A 10,854-nucleotide genomic window follows, 5' to 3' on the forward strand; every position below is an offset into this window, starting at 1 on the left:
AGCCGTCCCGCCTGCGGCGGTCAACGACAAGAAACGGCGTTCCAATCACCGAAGCGGAGGACCAGCTTGGCGCAGTTTGCGGCGAAGCCCGATCGCTCGCGTCGCTTGCTGGCGGCGATCGACCAGCTCTACGACACGGTCACTGACCTCGATAAATGGCCGGCCTTTCTTGCGACGGCGAGCGCCTTGTTCGCAGCGCGCGGATCGCAGGTCGGGCACACCGATCTCGTCAACGGCCGGCTGTCCTTCAATGTCGTGCATGGCTACGATTGGAGCGCGGCGCATATGCAGCACTACGAGAGCCTGATCGGCGAAGACCCGCGCATTCCCTATTTCAGCGCCAATCCGTTCAAGCCGGTGCATTGCCGGATGTCGCTGTCCGACGAACAGCTGCGGGCGTCGCGGGTCTACCGGGAGGTGTTGTCGGTCGGCGGCGTCGAATATACGCTCGGCGTCAATCTGGTTGAGGACACGCGCAGCCTGACCTATTTCCTTGTGCTGCGCGACCGCGACCAGCCGTGCTTCTCGGATCAGGATTGCGGACTGATGGCGGCTCTGATCCCGCATCTCAATCGCGCGCTGAAGCTGCAGCGAGAGCTCGGACTTCTGGCGTTCGAGCGCAGCGCCGCCTTCGACGCGCTTGACGCCATGGCGCTCGGGATCGTCGTCCTCGATGCCGAGGCGCGGGTGAAATTCTCCAACGAGGCGGCGCGCCAGATCGCGGAAAGCGGCGATGGCATCCGGTTCTCAGGGCCGCGGCTCGTGATCGACGGCGCCGACGGCGACACTATCCGCATGCGGCTGCGGCGGCTTCTACGTCCGGACAATGGCCGGCCGCCGGCTGCCAGAGACGCTTTCAAGATCGCGCGCCGGTCCGGCCGCGACGGCTACACAATCCTGCTCTCCGCGCTGGGCGGCAACCGGGCGCGCTTCGGCTGGAACCTGCTCGACGAGCCGCTGGCCATCGTCTATATCCGCGATCCCGACTCGCCCGAAGAGACGCGCGCTGAATTGCTGCAGCGGCTCTACGGACTGATGCCGAGTCAGGCGCGGCTTGCCGAACTGCTCGCCATGGGCTGCTCCCTGAAGGAAGCGGCGGAGCGGCTTGGGATTACCCTCGTCAGCGCCCGGCAATATCTCAAGCTGATTTTCCAAAAGACCGGGACGCACCGGCAATCCGAGCTTGTCAGGAAAGTACTTCTGGTGCCGCCCGCTCCGAAATGGCACGACACGCGAGGTGGCGCGACGATCGGGTGAAGCCGGCCGGCCAACCGATCGACCGGCCGACGAATGGCTGACATCGCAGGATTGGGAGCGGCTGCATTCGCGCAAGCTGCGCAGCTTCGCCGAGGTCGCGTTCCAATAGGTCGCCGCCCAGTGGAACGCGCGTTCGATCAGCTGTTCGTCAGCCCATGCGCCGGTTGCGCCGGAGTGTCTCGGACGGCGTCTCGCCGTATCGCCGCGCGTAAAGCGCCGCCGCCCGACCGAGATGCGTCAGTCCCGCCGCAATCGCGAGCGTGCCGACGCCTGCGCCTTCGGGCGGCGCCTGCAGCAACTTGCGCCAGTAGGCAAGCCGCGCGTCGCGGATCGCCTCGGTCACCGTGGTGTTGCGGAACCGCTTGAAGCCGTCCTGCAATGCGCGCAGGCTGACGCCGGCAATGGCAGCCAATTCGACCACGTTGATTTCCCGGTCGGGATTGGCGCGCAGGAAATCTTCCGCGCGCTTCACATGCGCCGGGGCGGGAGCCGGCACCGGTGCTGCAAGCATTGCGCTTCGGTCATGCGCCACGCCCGTGAGCAGAAGACCGACCAGCCCATTGCGCAATTCCCGCTGGACCAGGCGTCCGGTTCCGGCCGGCAGCGCGAGCGAGCGGTTCGCCGCATCCTGCATCAACATCACATGCGAACGGATCGCGGCGCCGACCACGCCGGACAGCGGCACATTGGCATCGAATTCGACATGATCGAGATGCCTGTCGAGAAGCGCGGAGAGATGGCTTTCGACGACATTGCGATCGATCAGCACGATCAGCTTTTCGCATCCTTCCCGCCACGTCATCAATGTCGGCAAGGTCGGCGACAGCAGCGATGCGGTGTCGGGCGATGCCGCGACCTGCACCGTTCCGCATTTCACGGTGGCGCTTCCGGTGAGCGGGACTTGCAACAGGAAGAACCGGTCAAGCTTGCCCGGATCGATCTCGACCTCGGCGCCATAGGCGACGAAGTTGATCGAGAAGCCGTCGAACCGCGCTGTGTTATGGATGGCATGGAAATCCGGCGCGCCCCGCCGCGACGGGGTCAGACGATGCGGACAGAAGATGCGGGCGACTTCGTCTTCGGCCTCGCCGGGATCGAAGGTGTTGACCGCATTGAAAATGGCCAGCGGCGGTGCACTGGCGGCGCGCATCTCGATCATGCTGCGCTCCCGAATAATCCCCTCACACACATTCTCCGGCGAGCGCCCCCCGAACACCAGCACAATATCTGCGCAGGATGCCGTTCTGCCGCCAAATTCAGCGCGCGGCGGATAACGCCTGCGCGCAGCGGATAGCCAAATCCGGACCTGATTTTCAGATTGCCTCTCGCAACAGCGTCCATTCGCGGAGGCAAGCAACATGCGCCATTTCACCATCGTCGGCGGCGGCCAGGCTGGGCTGCCCCTCGCCATCGGCCTCATCAAGGCGGGCCACAAGGTCCGGCTGGTGCAGAACCGGACAGCGGCCGATCTCACCAATGGCAAGGTTTTGTCCAGCCAATGCGTTTTCGGCACCGCACGCGCGGAGGAACGCAAGCTTGGGCTCGACCTCTGGGACAAGGAGGCGCCTGCCATTACCGGCATGCGGATCGCAGTCGCAGCGCCCGATGGGTCCGGCAACAAGGCGTTCGGTTTCGTCGGCAACCTTGCTGCACCTGCACAATCCGTCGATCAGCGTGTGAAATTCCCGCGCTTCATGGAGATGTTCGCCGAACTGGGCGGCGAGATTGAGATCGCCGAGGCAGGCATTCCCGAACTCGAACGCTACGCCAGCGACAGCGATCTCGTCATTGTCGCAGCTGGCAAGGGCGCGGTCTCGCAATTGTTCGCGCGCGACGCTGAGCGCTCGCCCTACGACAAGCCGATGCGGGCGCTCTCGCTCGTCTACACCAAGGGCACAAGGCCCTACGACCAGACCTGCGTGACCGCGACCCTCATTCCGGGCGCGGGCGAATTGTTCATGATCCCGGCGCTGACCACCTCCGGCCCCTGCGAAATCCTGTTCTTCGAGGCCGGTCCCGGCGGTCCGCTGGATGCGTTCGAGCCGTCGATGGATGCGGAGGCGCAGCTTGCGAAGATCAAGGCGCTGATCCGCCAATTCGTCTCGTGGGAATATGAGCGCATTGCCGATGCGGCGCCGACCGATGCCAATGCGGGCCTGGTCGGCCGTTTCCCGCCGACCATCCGCAAGGGCGTCGGCACCCTGCCCTCCGGCAAGCCGGTGCTGGGTCTTGCGGACGCTGTCATTCTCAACGATCCAATCGTGGGTCAGGGCTCCAACAACGCGATGAAGGCCGCCACGATTTATCTCGACGCCATCGTTCAGCGCGGCAACGGCGCTTTCGATCCGGCCTGGATGAATGCAACCTTCGAAACGGCCTTCAGCCGCGTCGAAGCCTCGACCACCTGGAGCAACATGATCCTGATGCCGCCGCCGCCCCATGTGGTCGATCTCCTGGCGCGGGCGTCGGGCAGGCAGGCGCTTGCGGACAAGGTGGCGCAGGGCTTTGATGAGCCCGCCACCATCGTGCCGCTCTTCGCCGATCCCGCCCTTGCGGCCGCCGCCTAGCTCACAAACTGCCAACAGGAGACGACATCATGTCAGACATCAAGCTCGCACCGGGCATCACGCCCGCAGGCAAAAGCCAGACGCCGACGGTCTGGAATATTCTCGGCCACACCTATTATGAGAAGTCCAATTGCGCGACCTCGTTCTCGTTCGAAACGCTCGACCCGCCCGGCACCTTCGTGCCGCCACATATTCATCCGACCCAGGACGAATTCATTTACATGCTCGAGGGTACCTTCGACCTCTATCTCGACGGCCAGTGGGTGAAGGCGTCTGCAGGCGACCTCGTGCGCATGCCGATGGGTCTGCCGCATGGCTATTACAACAAAACCGACAAACCGACCCGCGCGCTGTTTTGGGTATCGCCCTCGCGCAAGCTGAAGGAATTGTTCGACCAGTTACACAATCTGACCGACCCGGAAGAAGTCGTGCGCCGTTCGGCCGCGCATGAGGTCGATTTCCTGCCGCCGGGGAGCGTGCCGGGCGCGTGATCCACAGCACGGCTCAAATAGGGGGCCGCGCTCACCGGCGGCCCCTCAGCTTTGATCGCGTCGATGACGCTCAGCGCAGCGTCATGCGGGCGACGCCGACGGCGAGATTGACGCCGGCCTGACCCTGCAGCGACAGAGGCTGCAGAGAGATGGTGCGGTTCGAGCCGCCGACCAGCACGTTGGCGCCGCCGCCGATGCCGAGCGAGGCATCGCCGCTGGCGCCGACATAGGTGCCGGCAAGCGTGCGCGGCGGCAGCCTGTTGGTTGCGGCGAACACACCCCAGAGCATCCGGCCGCCGGCCGTCACGCCGAGATCGAGGCCAAACCGGCCGATGTGACCGCTGTAACGTTCGACCTTGCCGCCGCCGCTCGGCGTAAAGGTGCACTGGATTTCCTGACGCGATCCGATGATCAGACCCACCGTCGGCGACAGATTGCAGGCAAGTCCCCCGGCACGCACCCGGCCCTGGGCCTCGGCGGATGTTGCGGCGACGCAAAGAGAAACAGCAGCCGCGACAGCGGCAATGGTCGGCAAGCGCATGGACTATCCCCCGGCAAGACGTTGATATAACAAGCTTAACGCATGATCGCGTCTGTTGCACATCGAGATTTACACGCAGATCGACGGCTGCACGTTTGCCGGTCGGCTTCCGGAAAGGCCCAGCAAGAAAGGCCCCGGCAACAGGTCCGGGGCCTTGCATCAGAATGGTGCCGGAATCAGCGCAGAACGAGGTGCGCCACCCCGCCCGCGACATTCACGCCGCGCTGCGCGGTCAGCGAGAGCGGTTGAAGCGAAATGGTGCGCCGCGAGCCGCCGACCAGAACGTTGGCACCGCCGCCGACTCCAAATGACACATCGCCCGCTGCGCCCACATAGTTGCCGGCCAGCGTCCGCGGCGGCAGGGCGCTGGTCGGTGCAAAGACTGCCCAGTACAGACGGCCGCCATGCTTCACCCCGAGATCGACGCCCAAGCGCGACAGCGATGCGTAATAACGCTCCGGCCGGCCATATGTCGGCCGGAAAATGCAACGCGCCTGCTGCCAGGACCCCACGATCATACCAACGGTCGGAGCAAGGTCGCAGGTCAGGCCGCCGACGCGGATGCGGGATTGCGCATCGGCCGAGGAATTCAACAGTCCGAGCGTCACGGCCGCGATCACTGTGAGCAGGATTGAGCGCATGGGACGTCCTTTCAGCTTCCAAAGTGACAGACACAGCCGGTTTAGAACATGGAGAGCGCGGTGAAAACCCGGTCCGGTGCCGCAGCTCGTCTGATATCGTCATCTGAAACGACCGAGACAGTTGATAGCGCTCGGGATGGTATCGGCCGCATTCATCCGGCTGGACCGGGCTCGCAGGAGGGTCACGTGGCGAAGCAGGGCCGCATCTATATCGGCATCGGCGGGTGGACCTACGCGCCATGGCGCGGCGAATTCTACCCCAAGGGCCTGCCGCATGCGCAGGAGCTGCGCTACGCCGCGAGCCATCTGACCTCCATCGAGATCAACGGCACCTTCTACCGCACGCAGAGCGCCGCCAGCTACCGCAAATGGGCCTCGGAAGTACCGGACGGCTTCGTGTTCTCACTGAAGGGTCCGCGATTCGCGGTGAACCGCACGGTGCTCGCGGAAGCCGGCGATTCGATCAAGCGCTTCCTGAATTCCGGCGTGACCGAGCTCGGCGACCGTCTGGGACCGCTCCTGTGGCAATTTGCGCCGACCAAGAAATATGACGAAGCGGATTTCGGACGGTTTCTGGAATTGCTGCCGCAAACCTTTGACGGTCGCATGCTGCGCCACGTGGTCGAGGTCCGCCATAACAGCTTCTGCGTGCCCTCTTTCGTCGCGCTGCTGCGCAGCTTCGACATCGCGGTTTGCTTCGCCGAGCACGCGACCTATCCGGCGATCGCCGATCTCACCGCTGGTTTCGTCTATGCCCGGCTGCAAAAGGGTGACGACACGATCAAATCCGGCTATCCGCCCAAGGCGCTCGATGCATGGGCGGCCCGGGCCAAGCTTTGGGCCGCCGGAGGCGCACCGGAGGATCTGCCTTATCTCGCTCCGGCGGTACGGCCGAAGCAGCAGCCGCGAGATGTCTTCATCTATTTCATCCACGAGGCAAAGCTTCGGGCTCCGGCTGCGGCAATGGCGCTGATCGAGCGGCTCGGATCGGCAGTTGATCGCGGGGGCACCAAACGGCGATAGTCTGCTTCAGGAAAGCCGGCGGCCCGCCGGTCTGGAGCACGAGATGGAAATTCCGCTGATCGCGCAGGCCGCTGCGACCGCAGGCATCGTCCTCACCGTGGTACAATACTGGATGAAGACCATGATCCCGCTGAGGGTCGTGGGCATCGTCACCAATGTTCTGTTCCTGATCTATTCGGCGATCGCCGGCATCTGGCCGACACTGGTGCTGAACTGCATCGTGCTGCCGCTGAACCTCTACCGCGTGCACGAGATGCGCCAACTGATCCGCCGTACCCAACGGGCTGCGCGTTCGGATCTCGACATGACCTGGCTGCAGCCCTTCATGACGCGCCGCAAGACCAAGAAGGGGCAGGTGATCTTTCGCAAGGGCGACATCGCCGAGGCGATGTATCTGGTGGTCGGCGGACGCTACCAGCTTCAGGAAATTGGTCTCACGCTCGAACCGGGCGCCGTGGTCGGCGAACTTGGGCTGCTCTCACCGGACGGCGTGAGAACCGCCACGCTGATTTCGCTCGACGACGGAGAAGTGTTGTCCTTGGCCTACGAGAAGTTCGAGGAACTCTATTATCAAAACCCCGAATTCGGGCTCGGCTTCCTCAAGCTGACCAGCAAGCGGCTGTTCGAGAACATCGCTCGGCTGGAAGCCGAACTCGCCACCCGGCCGCCCCGCATCGTCCCCAATCCGTCGCCGCTGACCAAGCATTGACCCGTCAAGACAATCAAAAGCCACGAAATGAAGGGGTGCGCTTACATCCGGCGTCACCCGCAACATTCGTGGCCTTAAAAGCGGCGGAGCTTTGCAACTCAACACTGCTCGACTTGATATGGTAAGGCTTGCACGATCCTGCAAGACCCTCCCTGCTCCTTGGTCGTGGCCGATCGCGGCAAGGTTCACGCCTCCTCCCGGACGATAAGCCCTCCGCCGCCGCACGCCGACGGCCCGACGGTCAAGTCACGAAATTTCCGTTGAACGGCCGCTTGAAGCCGGTCAGGTTACGGACCCAATTCCTCGAGGGGACCTCATGAATCTCTCCGCTATCGTTGGCCATTTTGCCGGCCTCCAGCTCACCGAATGGCTCGGTTATTTCGCCGCGGCCCTGGTCTTCGCCACCTTCTCAATGAAGACCATGGTGCCACTGCGCATGGTGGCGATCGCGAGCAATGTCGTGTTCATTGCCTACGGCTTTCTGCACCCGGCCTATCCGGTAATGGTCCTGCATCTGGCGCTCTTGCCGCTCAACATCTGGCGGCTCAATCAGATGCTCTCGCTGGTGCGCCAGACCGAGGCTTCGACCGACGGCGATCTCGACATGAACTGGATCAGGCCGTTTACGACAACCCGCGAAATGATCCCGGGCGAAATCCTGTTCCGCAAAGGCGATCCGGCCAACGAGATCATTTTTATCATGTCCGGCAGCCTGCGCATCCCGGAACTCGGGATCGCGGTCCCGCCCGGTGAAGTGGTCGGCGAACTCGGCATGCTGTCCCCGGACAAGGTGCGCACGCAGTCTGCAGTCTGTGTCGACGGCGGCCAATTGCTGGTCATCACCTACGATCAGGTACGGCAGCTATTCTTCCAGAATCCGAAATTCGGCTATTACTTCATGCAGCTCAGCGCCCGCCGTCTGTTCGAGAACATGAAGCGGATGCAAAAAGAAATCGAGACGCTGCGCGCCGGCCGCAGCAGCGGTGCCGAATTCCATCCGGCGGAGCCCTGACTATTCCGCCGGCATCGCCACCGGCTTCCGGCTCTCGGCGCCGGAGACCATGTAGGCCAGACCGAGAGTCGCCAGAAAGAACATCAGACAGACGCCTGCGGTGAAAAGCAGAACGAGATCAAAACCGCCGCGCTGATGCAGGAAGGCAATCGAGGCCACCGCGATCCCGGCCGTGATGAAGACCAGGAAATAGCGCACCGCATAGACCCGGCCGCGCCAGGCATCGGCGGTATAGCGCGCCAGCACGATGTCGTTCACCGTCACCTGCCCGTACACGCCCGCCATGGCCAGCGCGAGCGCGACCAGGACCATGGGTCCGGTAGCCACCACCGACCAGGCCGCACCTGTGAAGAGCAGCAGCGTCACAAAAACGAACAGGACATGCGGCGCGATCCGCTCGACCAGGCGGCCGACCGCGAGCTGCGCGATGCCGCCGACCACGAAGACCGCCGTCGCGATGCTGCCTACCGCCAGCAGGGAAATCCCCTCGCCCGCCCGCTCGTCGATGACCTTGGGCAGCGCCACCGTGATCACGTTGAAGGCGAGCCCGGCGCCGAGCGCGATGACGATGAACAGCCCGAACACGATAACGGTCGCGGTCCGGCCGAGCCGAACGTCCGGATTGGTCTTGCGGGCGCTCTTGCCGGTAATGTCGTTCTGCACCGCCCACAGATAGACGGAGCCGGTCACGATACAGACCACGGCTGGAACGAAGAATGCCATGCGCCAGCCCAGCATGCTCGCAATCAGCGCCGTGACCCCCGCCGCGAGCGCCACGCCGAGATTGCCGCAAACGCCGTTGAAGGCGAGCGTTCGCCCGCGCGCCTTCGAGGCTTCGATCAGCATCGCCATGCCGACCGGATGATAGATCGCGGCAAACATGCCGAGCGCGCCGAGCGCGATCGCAAGCGTGACCAGATTAGGGGCCGCGCCGGCCGCAAATAGAGAAGCGCCGCAGCCGAACCAGAACACCGCCATCATGTTGCGGCGGCTCCAGTGATCGGCGAGCCAGCCGGCCGGAAGCGAAAACACGCCGAAGGCGATAAAGGCCGCGGTCGAAAGCGCAATCAGTTCGCCATAGGTCCGCGCATAGACCGCCTCGAGCCCGATCACCACCGTCGGGTAGATCAGCAGCACATAATGGTCCATCGCGTGCGCCCAGTTCAGAAAACCGATCGACACGCGGGTGTCCCGGCTGAAAACCTCGTGGCTCGCGGTGATGTCAGACATTGGGGGCAGGCCGACCTTTCGGAATCGCCGGACAATCTTTACCCTTGCCCGATGGCGATGTTAGGCCGAATATCGTCGCGATCAGGCCAAGCCCGGATTCCCGTTTTGAGCCCGAAATCGCGTCCGCAATTGAGCCCGGAATACCGCAACAACCGCGACGACGCGCCCCGCCCGGTCGCCGCGATGGCCAAGACCTATCCTGACGGCGACCGGATCCCCTTTCATCTCCACAAACGCGGTCAGCTCATCCATGCGATCCACGGCACCATGAAGATCGAGACGGCCGATGCGGCCTGGATCGTGCCGCCGGCGCTGGCGCTGTGGATGCCGCCGGCCTACCCGCACGGGATGGTTATGCGCGGCGAATTGGCGATGCGTACAGTCTATATCGATGCGCGGGACTGCCAGGCGCTGCCGCAGACGCCGATCCTGGTCGAGATCGGCGGCCTGCTCCGCGAACTGATCCTGGCCGCACTGGAAGAACCGCTGGATTACGATGAAACCGGCCGCGGCGGCATGATCGCGCGGCTGATCCTCGCCGAGCTGTCGCGCATGCAGGAACGCAAGCTGCATCTACCGATGCCACGCGATGCACGGGCGGTACGGGTGGCGCGCGCGCTGCTCGACCGCCCCGAAACCGACGGCGATCTCGACATCTGGGCCGAGCGCGCCGGCGCCAGCCGCCGCACGCTGGCGCGGCTGTTTCGCACGGAGACCGGCTTCAGCTTCGGGGAATGGCGGGCGCGGCTGCGCGCCATCGATGGCCTGGCGCGACTCTCGACCGGCGAACCCGTCGGCAGCGTGGCCTCTGCCATCGGCTATTCGAGTCCCAGCGCCTTTTCCGCGATGGTCCGGCGCAGTTTCGGCGAGCCGCCGCGACGCATGGTGCGCCGGGAGCGCATTGCAACCTGAAATAGTCCCGCCTAACATGATACCGGGTCAGGGCGCTTACCCTCGGCTCGCGTCGGTATCGGGTTTTCGGTGTCATGTTTGGCGTGCGTGGCGTGGTCGCGGGGCTTACAGCTACTGCGATGTTTGGAGTGCTGTGTCATGCCGGCGCGCGGGCCGATGGCTACGTGCGCAGCGACGATACCTTCCTGTTTTTTTCTGGCGTCGATCTGTGGCGTCACGGCGGCCTCTCCTATGGCGGCGCTCTGTGGTCGCCGGGCGGACTGGACCGCGAGGGCCTCACCTTCAAGGCGCTGATCGGCACCGGGTCGTACCAATACCGGTCTGGCGCGCTCGGCGATGCCAAAGTCACCGGACGGCAGACCACGGGCTTCGTCCTCACCGGCTGGCGTTTCGTCAGCGGCAAGACCTTCGTCACGCTGTTCGGCGGTCTCGATCTGCAGCATCACAAGACCAGCCCATTCGATCCGGGCA

At 64.1% G+C, this 10,854-nt stretch carries 12 protein-coding genes; 8 read left to right on the forward strand and 4 right to left on the reverse strand.

From position 1 onward, the window contains the following. The first annotated feature begins 66 nt into the window (after positions 1–66). Positions 67–1,257 (forward strand): helix-turn-helix transcriptional regulator, encoded by a 1,191-nt coding sequence (locus tag ACK41X_RS13440; protein ID WP_409723971.1) that lies wholly within the window; start codon positions 67–69, stop codon positions 1,255–1,257. A 148-nt stretch (positions 1,258–1,405) separates the two neighbouring features. Here the strand turns inward: ACK41X_RS13440 and ACK41X_RS13445 are convergent, their stop codons facing one another. Next, a complete protein-coding gene (locus ACK41X_RS13445; RefSeq protein ID WP_409723973.1) occupies positions 1,406–2,416 on the reverse strand; it encodes an AraC family transcriptional regulator in 1,011 nt (336 codons plus the stop codon). Between the two features lie 199 nt (positions 2,417–2,615). Between ACK41X_RS13445 and ACK41X_RS13450 the strand changes: the two genes are divergently transcribed. Continuing rightward, positions 2,616–3,824, forward strand: a complete 1,209-nt coding sequence (locus ACK41X_RS13450) for a styrene monooxygenase/indole monooxygenase family protein (protein ID WP_409723975.1) — start codon at positions 2,616–2,618, stop codon at positions 3,822–3,824. 29 nt (positions 3,825–3,853) lie between these two features. Next, complete coding sequence (locus ACK41X_RS13455; RefSeq protein WP_409723977.1) at positions 3,854–4,315, forward strand: cupin domain-containing protein; 462 nt, start codon at positions 3,854–3,856, stop codon at positions 4,313–4,315. A gap of 70 nt (positions 4,316–4,385) precedes the next feature. On the opposite strand, the gene ACK41X_RS13460 is transcribed toward ACK41X_RS13455, so the two are convergent. After that, the gene (locus ACK41X_RS13460) at positions 4,386–4,856 is read right to left on the reverse strand and encodes a DUF992 domain-containing protein (RefSeq protein ID WP_409723979.1); all 471 of its coding nucleotides are present in this window, start codon (positions 4,854–4,856) and stop codon (positions 4,386–4,388) included. A gap of 176 nt (positions 4,857–5,032) precedes the next feature. Beyond that, positions 5,033–5,497 (reverse strand): DUF992 domain-containing protein, encoded by a 465-nt coding sequence (locus tag ACK41X_RS13465; protein ID WP_409723981.1) that lies wholly within the window; start codon positions 5,495–5,497, stop codon positions 5,033–5,035. Between the two features lie 186 nt (positions 5,498–5,683). On the opposite strand from ACK41X_RS13465, the gene ACK41X_RS13470 reads away from it, so the two are divergent. The 3 genes from ACK41X_RS13470 to ACK41X_RS13480 all read left to right on the forward strand — a co-directional run bounded on the left by ACK41X_RS13470 (position 5,684) and on the right by ACK41X_RS13480 (position 8,241). Then, a complete protein-coding gene (locus ACK41X_RS13470; protein WP_409723983.1) occupies positions 5,684–6,520 on the forward strand; it encodes a DUF72 domain-containing protein in 837 nt (278 codons plus the stop codon). A gap of 43 nt (positions 6,521–6,563) precedes the next feature. Then, positions 6,564–7,229, forward strand: a complete 666-nt coding sequence (locus ACK41X_RS13475) for a Crp/Fnr family transcriptional regulator (protein WP_409723985.1) — start codon at positions 6,564–6,566, stop codon at positions 7,227–7,229. 316 nt (positions 7,230–7,545) lie between these two features. Continuing rightward, the gene (locus ACK41X_RS13480) at positions 7,546–8,241 is read left to right on the forward strand and encodes a Crp/Fnr family transcriptional regulator (protein ID WP_409723987.1); all 696 of its coding nucleotides are present in this window, start codon (positions 7,546–7,548) and stop codon (positions 8,239–8,241) included. Here ACK41X_RS13480 and ACK41X_RS13485 read toward each other — a convergent pair whose 3' ends face one another. After that, entirely contained in the window at positions 8,242–9,471 is a 1,230-nt protein-coding gene (locus ACK41X_RS13485) for an MFS transporter (RefSeq protein ID WP_409723989.1), read from the reverse strand. It lies immediately after the preceding gene. A 105-nt stretch (positions 9,472–9,576) separates the two neighbouring features. Between ACK41X_RS13485 and ACK41X_RS13490 the strand changes: the two genes are divergently transcribed. Then, the gene (locus ACK41X_RS13490; RefSeq protein ID WP_409723991.1) at positions 9,577–10,383 is read left to right on the forward strand and encodes an AraC family transcriptional regulator; all 807 of its coding nucleotides are present in this window, start codon (positions 9,577–9,579) and stop codon (positions 10,381–10,383) included. Positions 10,384–10,457: 74 nt separating this feature from the next. Then, a partial coding sequence (gene bcsS / locus ACK41X_RS13495) for a cellulose biosynthesis protein BcsS (protein WP_409723993.1) occupies positions 10,458–10,854 on the forward strand: 397 nt, incomplete at its 3' end.

This window comes from Pseudorhodoplanes sp., assembly GCF_046289595.1.
Taxonomy (GTDB): domain Bacteria; phylum Pseudomonadota; class Alphaproteobacteria; order Rhizobiales; family Xanthobacteraceae; genus Pseudorhodoplanes.